This is a genomic window from uncultured Aquimarina sp., from assembly GCF_947500065.1.
Taxonomy (GTDB): Bacteria; Bacteroidota; Bacteroidia; order Flavobacteriales; family Flavobacteriaceae; genus Aquimarina.
Window position 1 is genome coordinate 1 of sequence record NZ_CANMQT010000024.1, and the last position, 17145, is coordinate 17145.

Consider the following 17145-nt stretch of genomic DNA (forward strand, 5'->3'; position numbering starts at 1 on the left):
CCGTGTATCATAACCTTAATTCTCTCTTTTGTTCTTTCTGATTATTTATACTAAAAGTTAAGCATTGTAAACTTAAGAGGTGTATAATTAATTACTACGGAATTTCCTCGCAGGAAATTCACTTGAATTAATTAACTTCGTCGTACGTCGGAAAACCCTAACGGATTTCCCGTAAATAACCATACACAAACCGATACACAACTAAGAAAATGAAATATTTATTAGGAATCTTTTTTTTATTAATCTGGTTAGAATCTAATAGTCAGAATCAAGATTTTTCACAAATTATTTTTGCAGATTTTCAATCTTGTAATGAACCAAGCCGATCCGCTTTTAAATCTTATAACCTTGGATTACAAATGGTATTGGACAAACAATATTCAAGAGCAATAAATTCTTTCAAAAAAGCTGTAGAGAAAGATTCTCTATTTTGTGGAGCTTGGAATTATTTAGCATATTGTTTAATCAAAAAAGAAAAACTTAAGGAATCAAAAAAATATGTAAAAAATTCTCTAGATATTGATTCCATAAATTCATCAGCAAGAATATTAAAAGCTTTTTATCTTATAAATGATTCTTTATTTATTGATGCTCAACGTGAGTTTGAACGAGTCAAAATCCAAAACCCCGATTATCCACACGGTTATTATGGAATAGCTTTAGCACTTTACTTAAATCAAGAGTATGAAAAATCGAAAAATGAAATCAATGAAGCGGAAAAGTTAATCGATAAACTTTTTTTTATACCAGAAAAGAAACTTATTAAAATACTAAAAGGTAAAATTCTTTACAGATTAAATGATGAAAATGGTATTAAATTGATTGAAAAAAAATTGACTAAATCAATAAAAGATCCAGAGGCTAATTACATATTAGCTAAATATTATTTTGATCAAAAGGAAATAAAAAAAGCAAGAAAATATATTATCAGAGCCAATGCTCTTGGATATAAAAATATAGATCCTGAATTAAAGAATATAATTTCTCAAAACTAAAATGTGTATAACATTATATAACAAAACATAGCTGCCCTCTGGGTCAGCAACGTTTGTTATATTTACCGTTGTACTACATTAACAAAATGAGATATTTCACAAAACAAAAAGTAATTATAGTCTTAACCTTTTTTATCGTGATTATCTTATGTAGAGAATTCTTATGGAAGACAAGAGCGACTTCTTACCTTGATGAAAACATCAAGGTGAATATTGTTTATAATCCTCATCTTGTTTTTGGAATTGATCCAATGGTAACAAAAAATATTACGATTGAAAATATAGAGACGAAAAAAACTTTAGAAGTTAAAATAATATCGCTTGAATGGGATTTAAAATTCTTTATTGAAAAGACTCCAAAAAATAAGAATTTGAAAATAGCAGATATGTATCTAGGACAAAACACATATGATTACGAAACTTTAAATTTAGATCCCAGTACTGAGGATTGCTTTAAATCTGAACTTCACTATTGTGGAGGGTTTAGCGAAAAAGCTTGGAAAGAACTAGGCATGTCAAACTTATATTTTGACGGAGATAATTTTGAAAAATAAACGTAGTACAACAACATATATGTGATCATAGCAACAAAGTGATCAATCCAATGGTTGTTTTATATTTATGAAGGCGCAATGCTTGATCATAGAAAAAGTAAGCAATCAATGCACTGAAAAAACGAAAAATAAGGTAACATTTTGCCCTGTTACGACACAATATATTAATAGCTGTAGTGCATTGAAAAAATGAGCGAAGTACTAAAAAATAGAGATTATAATCAACAGATCATCTGGGAAGGTGATTTAAAGGATGACTGTACTGCTAAATGGTCTGGATTAATGCTTCGAGCTGAATGGATGGACGAAGATTATTGGTGGTGGTGTGTCTATGATAACCTGAATAGTGATATCCAAATTGACAGTTCAAATGAATATGACGAAAAGTTTATTGGTGGAGAGATTGTAAGAAATAAAGCAGAGGAAATAGCAAAAGAATATTTAAAAATCGAATTGATTTCGGAGCTTAAAAAATCTTTAGAAAAGGCGGATATTGATAAACTAATATCTGATTTAAAAACTATAGGGATTTCACCAATGCAATCAATTATGGTTTTAATAAAAGACTTTGATTTTGAATACTCTGAGGCAAAAAAAAACGTCTTCGATTCACCCGTTTGGAAAGGTTTACGGGAACAATCTGAAAATATGACTCAAGCCTTTTTAGATATTGGAGCGGAAGATGCTGATAATGTAGAATATTATAAGGATGGACACGTAAGTTCAATAACTTTTAATTTGACAAAAGAAAACTCAGAGAAAAAACAAACTTTTTGGAATAGATTAAAAACAAGAATTAAAAAATAAACGTACGACAACTACAACAATTTGTCCAATTAATATACGTATGCCCTTCGGGAAGTAAACGCAACATAAGAAACGTTATCTGTAATAGAAACCAAATGAAAAAACTAATAATATTCTTAAGTTCTTCCCTGATGTTTTTGGGATGCCAAAAGATGGATAATAAACATCAAAACTTAGAAGGAGATTTATACTATAAAACATGGTTAAATTTCGCAAGCTTTTATGGACGACAAGACAGCCTTTATCTGCACTATATTGAATTAAGAGATAGTCTTGGAATAGAAGAATTGAGAAAACAAGATTCTATAATAATTCCTCATATTGAATTATTAGAAGAACACAAGTTGTTAAAGAGTCCATTTATTTACCTTAAAACAGATTCAGATTCGACCTTTATTGTTTATATGTCGAAAAAAGATTATGAACCAATTACTAAATATTCATATCAAAACCTAATTGATTCAGGGCAAAAAATCAGATTGAAATTGGTAACCGAATCACTCACGGATAAGTTACAGATTTGTAAGAAAGTTATTTCTATTGAAAAAATAGGAGGTGAAACTTTGCGAAAACAAAAGAAACTTAAAATAGAAGAATATAGATAACACGATGTCTGTCATCATAGCAACTAAGTTATAGGAAAAATGGTTTTTCTATATTTGCTATGCCGCCAAGATCTTATTGATTTGGTATTAAAAGAAATGAGCTAAAACACAAAAGTTTTGGTTTATGGTTAATCCGAAAATAATCACTTGTTTTCAGGCCTACTTACATATATTTATCGTTAGGTATAAGCTACTTTTAATTCCCTTATTAATCATCGTTCAAACATAGCACATATGAAAAGACGTATACGACTACTATTACTTATCTTTTTTAGTACACTCAACTTATTATCACAAGAATGTGAATACCAAGAATATTATAATATAATAGATGTAGCACGTAAACAATACTCCAAAAAGAGATATAAAGAAGCTAGTAAAGAACTTAAACTTGCTTTTTCTAAAGTAGACTTTCCACTCGGACATGATTTGAGTTTTGCTTTAACTATTGCTCATAAAACAAAAGATGATTCATGGGCTGGATTTATTGCAGAGAAACTCGCAAAAGGAGGTGTTCCATTGAGATTTTTCGTGAAATATGAAAGAAAAAAATGGTACCATACATTCTTACAAGAATTCCCAAAACATAACGAATACTATAATAAAAATTTTAAGCCCGAATTAAAAAATAAGTTTAATTCTTTGAATAATAGAGATGCTATATTTTCAAGAAAACTAATGGACTGGTATTATGGTACAATTGAGATAACAGTCGAAAATGCGTCTATTGAAGCGAATGCTATTTTATCTGAATTAAAAAAATTAACGGAACAATACGGTTTTCCTAGTGAACATAATATGGGATATAACTATGTAAAAAGATTAAATCGAGTGGAAAGAACCAATAATATTGCATTATTGATTCATAGCTATAAACATGGAGAACGAATTTATGAAGAAGAAATACCTAATTTAATTTGTAATGGAGTCTTATTCCCTAATTGCGAGAATATATTGAAAAATAGTAGAGGGTTTGGAATCGGTACTGGAATTGAACAAGAAATGAAAACTCGTTACGAAATGTATAAAAAGAAAAAAAAATAAGCACTTAGTCCAACAAAACAAACACAGCCATAATTAACTACTAATCAAACAATTGTCTATTTCAGACTCATAACACCACAGTGATGTTAATCTAAAAACCGTATAAAATCCACAAAGAAATATCAATATTTAGGTAACAATTTACACCGCTATGATACATATATTAAACGTTGGCAGTAATGCCGAATAATAAAACATCAAATGAATAGCGAAATAAAAAGTACTAACAACCTTGAGAGTATTTCTGATAAAGAAATTTTTTCAAAAATATGGACTAAACCTAGGAAGGTTTTTAAGTTTATTAATGATAAACATTATGGCAAATATGTGAATCTATTGTTAGTACTTGCCGGGATTTCTAGAGCATTTGATAGAGCATCAACGAAAAATATGGGTGATCAAATGTCCATATGGGCGATTTTAGGTATGTGTATTATATTTGGTGGGCTTTTAGGCTGGATATCCTATTACCTTTATGCCGCATTATTAAGTTGGACAGGAAAATGGTTAGATGGAAAAGGTGACACTACTTCTATTGTACGAATCCTTTCATACGCAATGACACCCGCGATCATAGCTTTATTATTCCTCATCCCTCAGATCGGAATTTATGGTAATGAAATATTTAAAGCAGATGGTGATATTACCAGTGCAGGGCTTATTTCAAACATTATTGTTTATGGCTCTATGATTTTAGAGTTTATTTTAGGTATTTGGACCGTTGTTTTTTGTGTAATTGGAGTATCAGAAGTTCAAAAGTTATCGATTGGTAAATCCATTTTAAATTTGCTATTACCCATGTTGGTTTTTGCTGTTCCAATCATCATACTCGTTTTGATTTTTCAAGCTATCTAAAAAAACATTTCGTAAAAATCACTTCAATTGCTACAGTTCATGTGGACAAAAGATTATCCTATCACGAACGAGGGATACACAATAATAATTCGAATAGAACTAAACATACCAACTTCTCTTATTTAACTAGTTAGGTTTTATCTAACAAAACGTCTAATAACTCTTTTAAAAGATCGCTAATTAATATATATTAACGGCCTCCTAAAGGTGATAATAATGGAAGACAATAAAATGCTGAATTATATTAAGGATGTATTAGAAAACATGCCTACTGATTGGCTAACTCTAACAACCCATCGACTAGATATTTATGATGAAGAATTAGCTAAAACTCAATTTTTAAAAGAATTTGAAACCCTATTTAATCAGAATATTTCTGAAACGTCATCACTAAGTGAATTACCAACTGCTTTTGACTATATTAGATTAGGTCATCCATTATCTTGTGTTTTAGAATGGGTTATTGGGAATTTAAATAATCTAAATGCAGAAAATGTAATAAGTTTTTCGTCAAGAACGATTCCTATTATGGCAGTTCTAAGAAAAAACCTGTTAGCAAATAAAAATACTCAAATCATTTATTCAGGTGAATTACCAGACTTTTTTGATACTGAAATACTAAGGAGTATTTATGGCTATAAGTTTGATTTAAAAAATGTAGTGCAAGTTGAAGAGGTTTCTGAATTTAATGGCAGTACCATTTTCATTACACAACAAGATGATGTTTGTAATTTTAATCTCGCTCCAAATGTTGACTTTTTTATCAATGTTCATGATACCTTAGGAAGTGTTTTAGTAGTAAATGGTAAACAAAATGAAAGTTATATCTCAGAAATTCAGCATGTAAGAAGAAGAGAAACTATCGCAATGACTCCTGCCAATACACTAGTTGCATTAAAATATCTATTAGATAAATCTTCTTCTTATAATAAAACACATGATGTAGAGACAAACAAAACGCAGGTCTTAAATTCAATAAAGGATATTACTGGAACAAATATAAAGGCACTGGTTGGTTCTAGTGGACTATCCATGCAATATGCTATTGTAATGGGACTGGTTCATGAAGCACTAGAAAAGCATAAAGGAAAGGCTATCAAAATTATTGTTCCTCCAAATTGTTATGGTGGAACAAATGATCAGGCAAGACGAGTTGCTGCTTGTATTGATAATACTGAAGTCATGGATTTACCTGTTGATGGTGGTCAAGACATGGTACAAAGCATTGATATCGTTTTAGATAAAATTGCTAAAGAAGATGCTATACCATACATAATCGCAGAAATCCCAACAAACCCTAGAGTTGAAGTTCCAGATCTTATAAAATTAAAAGATGTTTTAAGTAAAGAGCGTACAACTAAAAATGGAGAAATTGCTATCGATCCAGTTTTTATCTTAGACCAAACATTTTGCCCTAATGTGCACTTTTTAGGCGAAAATGAAATACTTTCTTCAGTTAGAACTATTGCCTATGTTAGTGGTTCTAAATTTCCGAGTGGCGGAAAATGCACTGCTGGATACTGCGTTTCTAATAAAAAATCCGAAGCTTTGATGGAGAAAATAGCGCTTCACCTAAGACTTTGTGATAATGAGGCTACAGATCTTCAAATGGAAATATTAGCAAAACAATTACCTTCAATGATTCAGAGGATTGATGATGCATATAAGAATACGCGTGAATTTGTAACCTTTATCGAAGATAATTTACCCGAAGCAAAAATCAATTTTGTTTCTTCAACATTAGCAAATCAAGGATTTACTCCATCCGTATTTTCATTAGATCTTCCTACTAAAGGTGCTACTGATGAAGAAAAAGAATCCCATAAAAGAGCATTAAATCTTAAATTAATCAATTTAATGATTAAAGAAATTCCTAATGAAAGTAAGTTCTGTGTGAGCTATGGACAGTTAAAAGGTTGTTACTGGACGATTCCCGCTACTTCTACTCAAGGAACGACTAAAGAAGGTGACAAAGATTATATTGTGCGGGTAGCACTTTCTCCAAATTTGGATTTAGAACTTCATAAAAAAGTGTTTTTAGATTTCATTGGAAAAATGTGAGATTGCTAAGGACGGTGAGAACCTCCATACGCATTGCTATAAAACAAACAAATACAACACGAAATCATATCTAAATACGTTAGCAATACTTCGCAAATGATTGACATTAAACAAAAATCAGATATTATCATTCCATTTGAAAAAATAGGTGATGATAACTGGTCGGATAAGACTGAATTAATAATAAATGAACTAGCTGATAATTGGGGGGATGAATTACAAGAACCAATAACAATAGAAGCTATATCCGAATTAGAAAAGAGTTTAAAAACGACATTACCTAATAGCCTGAAATTGTTTTACCAAAAATTCGGTATTGCCGGAATTGGAGAACAGCTACAAAATTTCAATGAAATTGGCTGGATTAAAGATATTTGGAAGGACAACCCGCAATATGGGCCCGATTTCACCAAAGAAGATAAAAAACACCTCCCTTTCTTAATCTCTTTCAGTGACTATTTAGGAAACGGAAATATGTTCTGTTTTCATAGTGAAACTAAAGAAATTTACTATTATGATCACGACACACAACCATACTTAACAAAACTATTTGATGATGCAAGTGAATACATAAAAGGATGTTTAATTTCCTGTCAATCAGATTTATTCAATCGAGAGATTGGACAAGAAAAAGTTGAAGAATGGTGCGAAGAAATTTTAGATGAACTGTTCGGAAAAAATATTATAGAAAAGTGGAAATATTAAAACAAATAGTAACATCTGATCTATTTAAGTAAAATATAATTTATCTATAAAAACAATATATTTATCGTTTATCAATAAATTTTTATCTATATTTGTGATGTAACTCAAACACATCCTAATTATGTCGCAAACAAATAACTTCGTATTTAAAGGTTTAAAAATTATTACTTGGATAATTTTCGTTGGTTTATGTATAGAAGCAGGAAGCTTGATTGTAAATTTTATTTTCAGTTTGTATAATCCTGATTTTGTCCAAAATCTATATCAAAAATTGGACTTAAGTGAAATGTATGAACGCAGCACATGGGCCTTTTTTAGTGTTTATAGTTTTATATTGACGATCTCAATTCTAAAAGCATTCTTATTTTATCTAGTCATCATATTAGTAACCAAAATTAATCTGTCTAAACCATTCAACCATGCTGTATCAAAACAGATTTCTAAAATTAGTTACTACACGCTTGCAATTGGGTTATTGAGCTACCTAGGACAACGGACCGCCAAAAACTTACAACATCATGGATATAATATTGATACACTACACCAATTTTGGGCAGACAGTCATGCATTTATTTTAATGGCAGCTGTAATATATATTATTGCAACTATTTTTTCAAAAGGAGTTGAATATCAAGAAGAACTAGAAGAAACTGTATAAGCTATGGCAATTATTGTAAACCTTGATGTAATGATGGCAAAACGTAAAATGTCACTCAATGAGCTATCAGAAACCGTTAATATTTCACTTGCAAACCTTTCGAAACTAAAGACAGGCAAAGTCAAAGCTATAAGATTTAGTACTCTTAATGCTGTTTGTAATGCATTAGATTGCCAACCAGGAGATTTATTAGAATACTCGAAAGAGGATTAAAATTATATCAACTACATACAAAAATTTACACTTGAATTGCTTTCTTGTAACCTATTCAGAAAATGAATAGGTTTTTCCTTTGATTCCTTTTCTTTTTCCTAAATTAGTTCAAGCAAGTATTAATCGTAATTGGCAAAATGTTATCTCCAATTTCAATAACACTTTCAACTTAAACAATAGCTAATAGAGCCTTAATCACCACAAATAAGAATTACAATTCCTTCTCTTATGTCATTTAATAATGCATTTCCATATAATTCTTCTTATAAAATTCACATTATTATAGGAATAATTCTTGGCCTTTTATTAGGGTTTATTCTTATTGCACTACAACCTTTTAACATTAATAATTATGAACATGAATATGGCGAGGTTTTATTAATGGGGTTTGGTGTTGTTAAATTTGTGAATTATCTATTAGCACATGTTGTAGCAAATTATTTCTATAAACAAAAAAACAATTGGACCTTATGGAATGAAATTACATTCCTTATCCTATCCTCCTTATCAGCAACTATTTTAGGATATATATACTTGGATACGATTTTTGAAAAACAACCATTATCATTTCTACGATTAGTACTGTTTTTGTATTATTTGGTTTTGCCTATATTTCCTTTAATAGTTTTCCCAAAATCCGTACTACGTTATTTGCTTATTAAAAACATAATCAAACATCCCCAAAAAAACACTTCCGAAATGGAGAGTTCGAGTTCTGAAAGATTAACCTTAATGGGACAAAATGCAAAAGATAAATTGGTCATTTCTAAAGAGGACTTGTTATATATAAAATCCATCGATAACTACGTAATGGTTTATTATACAAATGAGCAGATAAAAAGTATCATGCTAAGAGCTAAATTATCTGAAATATTAACTCAAGCATCCTTCTTAATTCAACCACATCGTTCTTATTTAATAAATCCTATGCACTCTTTTAAAGTCAAAGGAAATTCTCAAAAAGCCGTTCTTATTTCTCAAGAATTTGAAGAAGTAATTCCTATAGCAAGAACCTCTTACAAAAAAATAAAAGACCTATTCCATTAGCCCCTTTTCCCTAGTCAATTCATACCAAAACTTTCTGTTTAACCACTAAATCTGGCTATCCATAACTTTATTTTTCCAGTCATTTAGTTATGTCTTTTGTTTGTTTCAAAATAAAACATAAATAGATGAAAAAAATAGTAAAGATTACCGGTTGGACATTATTAATAATACTCTTTTCAGGATTTGGATTCGGTATTTATACATATCAAACAGACGACATGTTAAGAGCCATGATTCAACAAGATGAATCTAAGCTTTCTTATGGACCTTTAAAGGAAAATGTTTCTTTAGAGCATTTTGATTTTGAGGAATATGAATTACAAGTAAACGATTCCATAAAAATATATACCTATCTCTTTAAACCTTCTATTAAGCGTAAGGGATACGTTTTCTATATACACGGATCTGGTGGAAATGCTACATATTGGTCTCAATTGTATAAACCTTTAATTGATGATGGGTATGCAGTTTATGCCGCAGACTGGCGTGGATACGGTAAAGCAAATGGTTCTCCTAATTACAGAGGCGTCTTAGAAGATACTGAGGCGGCGTTCAAAGATTTTATAAATAAAACTAAAAATGATAGCTTGAAAACTATCGTTTATGGCATGTCTCTAGGTGGACAATTGGCTATTAAGATAACAATGGATAATCAAAATGAAGTAGATGCTTTAGTACTTGATAGTGCTTTTGAATCAGCACAACAAATAGCTATAGATTATGCTCCTTTTGAGTTTCTGAAGAATAGAGCTAGAAAACATCCTGGAAATTTTAACCAACTATATGTGGGTTCTAGAGATATCAAAGAGATCAAAAACATCCCTAAACTTATCATTCATAGTATTAATGATGTGCAAGTCTCAATTAGTCACGGAAAAAACCTATTTAAAAACGCTCAGGAGCCTAAAGAGTTTTGGGAAACTAAAACACCGCATATTATGACTTTGAGAGACATCCCTGGACAAGCTATAAAAAAGATCAATAATCTAACACTGTAATTAATAACGTAACTTCTATAAGATATCTTTAATAAATTGAATGTAAGACAATAAACAAAAATTAATATCTAGAAGTTTGTCCTTTTTCATATGTTAAACCAATTCATTGGTATGTTTAAAGAAAACTGTAACAAATAACAAAATCCTATATCTTTAGAATTGAACAGTAATGGTTAAATAATGAAATCCTTCTTACTAACAATCTTTGTTTTTTTTCAAATACATGTAATTATAGGGCAAACTTCTTTACAGGAAATTGCTTTAAAAAACGGAAAATTCAAGGTTGGTTTTCTACACTACACCGTTAGTGATAGCGCAAGAACATATAGTAGAATTAACGATTTCAATAATCAAACAATTCCAAGGCCAATTCTTGTCAGTTTATGGTATCCATCTACACAAAACACCATAGCTACAACACCTATGAAAATTGTAAATTACTTTGAAATTTTAAAAAAAGAAGAGGAATGGGAATATTTACCCAACGAACAATTATTAAATTGGTTTTATTATCATAATACGCCAGCAAATCAAAAGCATCTTCAAGAACAAACAACAGCATATCCCAAAATTGAATTTGCAAATGATAAATTCCCTATCATCATCTACACCCCTAGTCTTCATGCTTCTGCTATAGAAAACTTTGCGCTTTGCGAATACTTGGCCAGCAATGGGTATATCGTTATTGCTAGCACAAGTCGAGGAACTGAAAGCCGTTGGTTTAACAGAAATCATGAAAAAAACATTGAGACCCAAGCAAGAGATATAGAATTTTTGATATGGGAAATAACTAAATCTCCAAACGCAGATACTAATCAAATAGCTCTAATGGGGTTTAGTTTTGGTGGATTATCAAATATCCAAGTCCAAATGCGAAATACAAATATAAAAGCTATTGTAAGTCTTGATGGTACAGAACGGTATCAATATGCATTATTAAAGAAATCTCCTTTTTTCAATATCAAAAAAATGAATGTCCCTTATATTCATATGGCACAAAAAGATATTCCAGAAAAAGTTCTCAAAGAAGACAATATAAACTCCGAGCTCAATACTCAATTTAAATTATATGATAGTCTATCTAAAAGCAAGGCATACCGTTTAAAATTTAAAAATTTAACCCATTCATATTTTAGCACGCTGGGTGTTCTTTTCGAAAAAAGAGATAAAAGACAAGACAAAAGTGATTCTGAAATTATGGAATCTTATAAATGGGCTTCAGTATATACGCTAAATTTTCTAGATGCATTTTTAAAAAACAATACAAGTGCATTACAGTTTATGAATAATACACCTTTGGATAACGGAATAAAAAATGCTCTTCTTTTACAAAGCACCAAACAGCCCGAAAAAGATGTATTCACATTTCAGGATTTTAATGAGCTAGCTTCAAATAAGAATTATGAAAATCTTTTATCGTTATATAAAGCAACTAAGAAAAAGCATCCTACATTAGAACTTCCTGAAGGGAATCTTAACACGCTGGGACTTCAATTGGTTTTCAGACCAGACAGTTCAGAAAAAGGGATACTTATTTTGTTGTTTGCCACGAAACTTTATCCAGATTCTGCAAACCTTTTTGATAGTTTAGCTGAAGCATATTTATTTCTTAAAAATAGAGAAAAAGCTATTGAGAATTTTGAAAAATCGTTAGAACTAAATTCTCAAAATCAAAATGCGATTAACCGACTACAACAACTTAAGGAATAGGTAATGTCACTAAAAACGTGTTTTACATAAATTAATTCACTCAAACGCTCTATTTATATGCTATATTTTTTAGTTAGAAAGGAAAAGATGTAGTAAGATTGTATTTTTCTAATCACAATCAATAGGAAACACAAAATGACTCATATAGAAAAACGCCATTGGAGCACATCAAGTAGGATTTTTCTTAGATTTATATTTCTTTATCTGCTACTCTACATATATCCTTATGGTTTTGAATACATTAGAGAGCTTGACACATCAGATATTTCTTTTTGGAAAGAGATTACTATTTGGTTTGGTGAGGTCTTCCTTGGCTGGGAGTTTGATAAACGGAATCTTCTCAATGGTTTCGATTCTAAGTATGATTACAGCAGGTTTTTATTAATTATCGTCCTTTCTTTAATCGGTACCACAATCTGGATGATTATAGATTCAAAATTTAGGTTTAATTATAATTCAAAGTTAAAAAGGCTAACCAGAACAATTCTTAGATACCATATTGGGTTAACGCTAATAATTTATGGATTATCAAAAGTATTTATGCTCCAATTTGGTGAAATGGATTTAGACAGACTAGAAAACACAATAGGCAACCATAACGGAATGAGTTATTTATGGACATTTATGAGTTATTCTAAGTTCTATACCATGAGTACAGGTTGGGTAGAAGTGATAGGCGGTGTTCTTTTATTATTCAGAAGATCTACTTTTATTGGTTCTTTTATTTTATTCATAGCTATGCTAAATGTAGTCATAATCGATATTGGTTATGATGTAAGAGTAAAAATGTTTGCCATTCATCTATTATTAATGACACTATTATTAATAAGCAATGATCTTAGAAGAATGATGAATTTCTTTGTACTAAATAAACCTACAAAATCGATTATTGAGCAACCGTTATTTTCTGGTCAAAAGAGTAAAAAAGTAGGCTATATTCTTAAAAGTAGCATATTATTATATTTCACCATTTCTTGTTTCATAAACTTCTCTGAAAGGATTCATTCTCAGACGACAAACAGGTATCCTTCTTTGACTGGATTTCATGAAGTTGAAACTCAAATAGTAAATGGGGATACTATACCTAAATCTATTACTATCAGGTGGAAAAACATCTCAATTAATGGAAGTTCTTATAGACCAGAATCTATAAAAATCACTCACATGGATAAGCAGGAACATTATTATTCATTTAAAGCAGATACGATAAAGAAAATAATTGATTTCCATTCATTGAATGATTTAGAAAATGGTTCAGAAAATGATTTGTACAAATTCACTTATGATAAACTAGAGGATAACGTATACATTTTTCAAGGTACTTATAAGGAGGATACTTTTTGGATTAAAACCAAAGTAAAAACACCTAAAGACTATCGATTAACAAAGAGTGGGATGAGATGGATTACGGATTTAAAATAATGTATTTATTTAGTATAATTAATATGTGCTCTTTATAAAATCTAAAAGAAAATAAACCATTTACATCATTATTAACTTCGTTAAATAATTTCTATGTAAATAACTTTGCTAAACTAAGGGTTCTAGGAAGTTTATAACTTCGTAGCACTATTACCTATTATTTTGTAAATTACTTTCTTAAAAAGTAGTAGCTATAAACCCGCTACTAATCATACAAAAAACACCTTAGCAACTAGCTAAAAAAACATTTTGCAAAAAATAGCAGTTCTATATCAAGCACAACTCCCACCGATTAAAAACGGAGCTCAAAAGCCAATGAAACCAAATGGGTATGCTGATAGTGGAGCAGACATTGTGTATGAATTAAAAAAGAATGGAATCGACGTCATAACACCTTCTGAAAACCCAGCTATTGAAAACGATAAAGATTGGGTATTTCCGGATACTAAAAAAGGAATTCAAAACGCATTAGACAAAGGAGCAAATATCTTCTGGTTGAATACCGTTTTATTCAAGAATCACTCAATTGAAAATGTATTTAAACTGAATATTGAATTTGTAGGACAATTACCAAATCAAGTAGATATTTATGATGACAAATTTCATACAAACAATTTTTTAAAAGAAAATCAAATTCCAATACCTGAAACTCAACTAATTTCATTTCAGAATTTAGCAGATTACACCCTAGGTATTGATTTTCCTTTAGTTATAAAACCATTAAGAGGTAGAGGTAGTCAAGGCATTTCTTTAGTTAAAACCAAAGAAGAATTAGACAATTCACTAAAAATTCTTTTTTCTAATAATACATATGGGAAATCAATATATTTAGAACAGTATTTAAGTGGTCAAGAGATAACTATTACTGTGATGCCTGCAGGAATTTATACGATACAAAATCAATCACAGGAGATGCTAAAACCGTGGTGTCTTCCTGCTGTTAAAAGATTTAATCATCATCACGGAATAGTTCCGTACAACGGTATTGTAGCCGTAATGGAAAATAGTTCTATACTCGAAAATGATGAATTGAATTCTGATGCAGTTCTTCAAACTTATCGTGCATGTGAGAAGGCAGCCGAATTACTTAAGATCAAAGCACCGATAAGGATAGATTGTCGTGCAGATGAAAATGGCAAATACTTCCTGTTTGATGTAAATATGAAACCAAACATGACTGGACCATCACGACCGCAAAGAAAAAATCAAGATAGTCTAACCTTGTTAGCAGCAAGAAAAATAGGTTGGGAGTATATTGACTTATTAAAAAATATGCTTAATCAGCGTTGGACGGGTATTCCTTAACAACGTATCCTATACAAAACATTTTCTAGGCTATAAGTTAAAGATAATAAGCTGGCTATTTCTAAGCGTTCTAATCCGTAACTAACGGATTGAACTAAAAAGTTGTCTATTAGTTTTTCGAAGTTGCAAACTTCCAAAAAGCAGTGTGTCAAATAAATAAAGAATAGATATTACTATAATTCATATCTTTAATTTCAGAAAATTGGAATATATAAATGTTATTGAGCAAAAAAGCGGCCTTGAAAATATCGATTAACACTCTCAAGGCAACTCAGTATTTATAATTATTTTCAGATTTTTTACCCTCCAATAACAACTTCGATTATACTTGGCTCTGGACCTCCATGATTCCAAACATAGCCATATTTTGCAGCGGCCTGACCATTCAATAATTTAAACGTTTCTCCGTTCAAAGTGAACTCGAAATTGTAAGGTCCATAAGCATTAAAACCAGAATAATAAATTATATATTTTCCTGCCGGAAGACCAATACTTGTCGTTGATGGTTGAGGTGAAGTTGAAGTTGAATTGGTATACGGTACAGGACGAACATATGTTCCCTCCTTCAAGTTAATCGTGAAGTCCACTGCTGGCCCACTTCCTACATTAGCAACTTCATAAAATATCTGTGTTTCTACTGATACTGCAACAATTACCAATTGATTGTCGCACTTTGTAATGTTAATTGAATTTTTCATTTTATATAAGATTATAAATCACCTACTCTATTAAAGGCTTTTCGGGTTCCACCTTTGTAATCATAAACTAATAGTAGCTACTCAATCGAATTATTTGTTTCTAATTACATTACAAATGTCTAATGATACTGCCACTCTTTCTAGGTAGCAATTACCTAGTCCTATTATTACATATTATTGGACAATTCAAAGTTGAGAAATAAATGAGTGGAATTCCGATAAAATGCCATAAGCACCTGATATTCCTACATGAAAGTAAAAAAAGTGGGTACAAACGAGAAAAGGCATAATAAAATAATAGCGGTTTAGTGCTTCATCTTAATTTTTATACTTTTTTCAAAGTCCAGTGATTACTTACCGGAAATGTTACAACTTTTAATTTCGTTACTACGCTTATACAATCCGTTAACAACAACCTTAACTAGTAATGCAACTAAATATAACTTATCAAATTATGAATACTGGTTGGCATTTCCCATAATGATACTAGCCTTCTTTTTTATTTGGTCATTCGAATAGTTATAGGAGAAAGGGAATTTAATGAGACGATAAAACCGGTCATGATTTACGTATTGTTACTCCTAAAATTTAATCAGAGGAACCTCCACTAGTAAACGGTTATCTTGAATTAATGAAAAATTAAATGAATTATAAGAATTTCAAATACAGAACCAACTTCAGTTCAAAAAACCTTTATAATAGTATTCGTTTGTAAAACAAGCCTCCTGAACATACATATAATAGATAAACTATAGTATGCCTACTATATTATTAAGTAAACACATTACCCTATTACCAATGATAAGGTATCAATTTTCTTCAACTCATCTCTAAAAACATCCCAAAAAACTCCTGTTTTAGTTAAAAAACGTTAAAATAGTACCTTTTTATGCATAGTACTGTAACGAAATCGAAACCTATACGTCTAGTAAGTATATAACAATCTAAAACAATAGAAATAATGAGAACATTAAACAGCAATCAAATCACAAAAAAATTAAACAATACAAACGGAAATATTTGGAACGCTAAAAGACGTTTTAGGTAGTCCAACAAAAAAAATCATCAATCAACCTGTCCGCCTCTGGTGGATCAAAAAAACAAAATCATGAGAACTTTAGACAACAATCAAATTACTAAAAAACTAAAAACAACAAACGGAAATATCTGGAACGCTAAAAGACGTTTTAGGTAGTCCAACAAAAAAATATTCATCAATCAACCTGTCCACCTCTGGTGGATCAAAAATCAAAATCATGAGAACTTTAGACAACAATCAAATTACGAAAAAATTAAAAACAACAAACGGAAATATCTGGAACGCCAAAAGACGTTTTAGATAGTCCAACAAAAAAATATTCATCAATCAACCTGTCCGCCTCTGGTGGATCAAAAATCAAAATCATGAGAACTTTAGACAACAATCAAATTACTAAAAAATTAAAAACAACAAACGGAAATATCTGGA

16 protein-coding genes are annotated in these 17145 nt (G+C 30.4%); 15 read left to right on the plus strand and 1 reads right to left on the minus strand.

The window, feature by feature from the left end; all coding sequences use genetic code 11:
* The first annotated feature begins 209 nt into the window (after window positions 1-209).
* From Q0975_RS27975 to Q0975_RS28045, 15 genes are all read left to right on the plus strand, one after another.
* Window positions 210-995 (plus strand): hypothetical protein, encoded by a 786-nt coding sequence (locus Q0975_RS27975; RefSeq protein WP_299444171.1) that lies wholly within the window; start codon window positions 210-212, stop codon window positions 993-995.
* An 86-nt stretch (window positions 996-1081) separates the two neighbouring features.
* Window positions 1082-1549, plus strand: coding sequence for a hypothetical protein (locus Q0975_RS27980; protein ID WP_299444174.1), 468 nt, complete (start codon window positions 1082-1084; stop codon window positions 1547-1549).
* 189 nt (window positions 1550-1738) lie between these two features.
* Entirely contained in the window at window positions 1739-2356 is a 618-nt protein-coding gene (locus Q0975_RS27985; protein WP_299444177.1) for a hypothetical protein, read from the plus strand.
* A gap of 95 nt (window positions 2357-2451) precedes the next feature.
* Window positions 2452-2961 (plus strand): hypothetical protein, encoded by a 510-nt coding sequence (locus Q0975_RS27990; RefSeq protein ID WP_299444180.1) that lies wholly within the window; start codon window positions 2452-2454, stop codon window positions 2959-2961.
* A 234-nt stretch (window positions 2962-3195) separates the two neighbouring features.
* Window positions 3196-4005 (plus strand): hypothetical protein, encoded by an 810-nt coding sequence (locus Q0975_RS27995; RefSeq protein ID WP_299444183.1) that lies wholly within the window; start codon window positions 3196-3198, stop codon window positions 4003-4005.
* 201 nt (window positions 4006-4206) lie between these two features.
* Window positions 4207-4860, plus strand: a complete 654-nt coding sequence (locus tag Q0975_RS28000; protein ID WP_299444186.1) for a Yip1 family protein — start codon at window positions 4207-4209, stop codon at window positions 4858-4860.
* 216 nt (window positions 4861-5076) lie between these two features.
* Window positions 5077-6921: a cystathionine beta-synthase gene (locus tag Q0975_RS28005; protein WP_299444189.1), complete on the plus strand. Its 1845-nt coding sequence runs from the start codon at window positions 5077-5079 to the stop codon at window positions 6919-6921.
* Window positions 6922-7017: 96 nt separating this feature from the next.
* Entirely contained in the window at window positions 7018-7626 is a 609-nt protein-coding gene (locus Q0975_RS28010; protein ID WP_299444192.1) for an SMI1/KNR4 family protein, read from the plus strand.
* A gap of 121 nt (window positions 7627-7747) precedes the next feature.
* Window positions 7748-8284, plus strand: coding sequence for a DUF2975 domain-containing protein (locus Q0975_RS28015; RefSeq protein WP_299444195.1), 537 nt, complete (start codon window positions 7748-7750; stop codon window positions 8282-8284).
* 3 nt (window positions 8285-8287) lie between these two features.
* Window positions 8288-8497 (plus strand): helix-turn-helix transcriptional regulator, encoded by a 210-nt coding sequence (locus Q0975_RS28020; RefSeq protein ID WP_299444198.1) that lies wholly within the window; start codon window positions 8288-8290, stop codon window positions 8495-8497.
* A 228-nt stretch (window positions 8498-8725) separates the two neighbouring features.
* Window positions 8726-9544, plus strand: a complete 819-nt coding sequence (locus tag Q0975_RS28025) for a LytTR family DNA-binding domain-containing protein (protein WP_299444201.1) — start codon at window positions 8726-8728, stop codon at window positions 9542-9544.
* Window positions 9545-9669: 125 nt separating this feature from the next.
* Window positions 9670-10542, plus strand: coding sequence for an alpha/beta hydrolase (locus Q0975_RS28030; RefSeq protein WP_299444204.1), 873 nt, complete (start codon window positions 9670-9672; stop codon window positions 10540-10542).
* 180 nt (window positions 10543-10722) lie between these two features.
* Window positions 10723-12252, plus strand: a complete 1530-nt coding sequence (locus Q0975_RS28035; RefSeq protein WP_299444207.1) for a prolyl oligopeptidase family serine peptidase — start codon at window positions 10723-10725, stop codon at window positions 12250-12252.
* 135 nt (window positions 12253-12387) lie between these two features.
* Window positions 12388-13674, plus strand: a complete 1287-nt coding sequence (locus Q0975_RS28040) for a DoxX family protein (protein ID WP_299444210.1) — start codon at window positions 12388-12390, stop codon at window positions 13672-13674.
* A 249-nt stretch (window positions 13675-13923) separates the two neighbouring features.
* Window positions 13924-14979: an ATP-grasp domain-containing protein gene (locus Q0975_RS28045; RefSeq protein WP_299444213.1), complete on the plus strand. Its 1056-nt coding sequence runs from the start codon at window positions 13924-13926 to the stop codon at window positions 14977-14979.
* 299 nt (window positions 14980-15278) lie between these two features.
* On the opposite strand, the gene Q0975_RS28050 is transcribed toward Q0975_RS28045, so the two are convergent.
* The gene (locus Q0975_RS28050) at window positions 15279-15638 is read right to left on the minus strand and encodes a hypothetical protein (RefSeq protein WP_299444216.1); all 360 of its coding nucleotides are present in this window, start codon (window positions 15636-15638) and stop codon (window positions 15279-15281) included.
* Between the last annotated feature and the right edge of the window lie 1507 nt (window positions 15639-17145).

Coding starts and splice junctions, on each gene's coding strand:
- Q0975_RS27985 (WP_299444177.1), top strand. CDS start 1,739: ATGAGCGAAGTACTAAAAAATAGAGATTATAATCAACAGATCATCTGG.
- Q0975_RS28005 (WP_299444189.1), top strand. CDS start 5,077: ATGGAAGACAATAAAATGCTGAATTATATTAAGGATGTATTAGAAAAC.
- Q0975_RS28025 (WP_299444201.1), top strand. CDS start 8,726: ATGTCATTTAATAATGCATTTCCATATAATTCTTCTTATAAAATTCAC.
- Q0975_RS28010 (WP_299444192.1), top strand. CDS start 7,018: ATGATTGACATTAAACAAAAATCAGATATTATCATTCCATTTGAAAAA.
- Q0975_RS28040 (WP_299444210.1), top strand. CDS start 12,388: ATGACTCATATAGAAAAACGCCATTGGAGCACATCAAGTAGGATTTTT.
- Q0975_RS27990 (WP_299444180.1), top strand. CDS start 2,452: ATGAAAAAACTAATAATATTCTTAAGTTCTTCCCTGATGTTTTTGGGA.
- Q0975_RS28000 (WP_299444186.1), top strand. CDS start 4,207: ATGAATAGCGAAATAAAAAGTACTAACAACCTTGAGAGTATTTCTGAT.
- Q0975_RS28030 (WP_299444204.1), top strand. CDS start 9,670: ATGAAAAAAATAGTAAAGATTACCGGTTGGACATTATTAATAATACTC.
- Q0975_RS28035 (WP_299444207.1), top strand. CDS start 10,723: ATGAAATCCTTCTTACTAACAATCTTTGTTTTTTTTCAAATACATGTA.
- Q0975_RS28015 (WP_299444195.1), top strand. CDS start 7,748: ATGTCGCAAACAAATAACTTCGTATTTAAAGGTTTAAAAATTATTACT.
- Q0975_RS27980 (WP_299444174.1), top strand. CDS start 1,082: ATGAGATATTTCACAAAACAAAAAGTAATTATAGTCTTAACCTTTTTT.
- Q0975_RS27975 (WP_299444171.1), top strand. CDS start 210: ATGAAATATTTATTAGGAATCTTTTTTTTATTAATCTGGTTAGAATCT.
- Q0975_RS28020 (WP_299444198.1), top strand. CDS start 8,288: ATGGCAATTATTGTAAACCTTGATGTAATGATGGCAAAACGTAAAATG.
- Q0975_RS27995 (WP_299444183.1), top strand. CDS start 3,196: ATGAAAAGACGTATACGACTACTATTACTTATCTTTTTTAGTACACTC.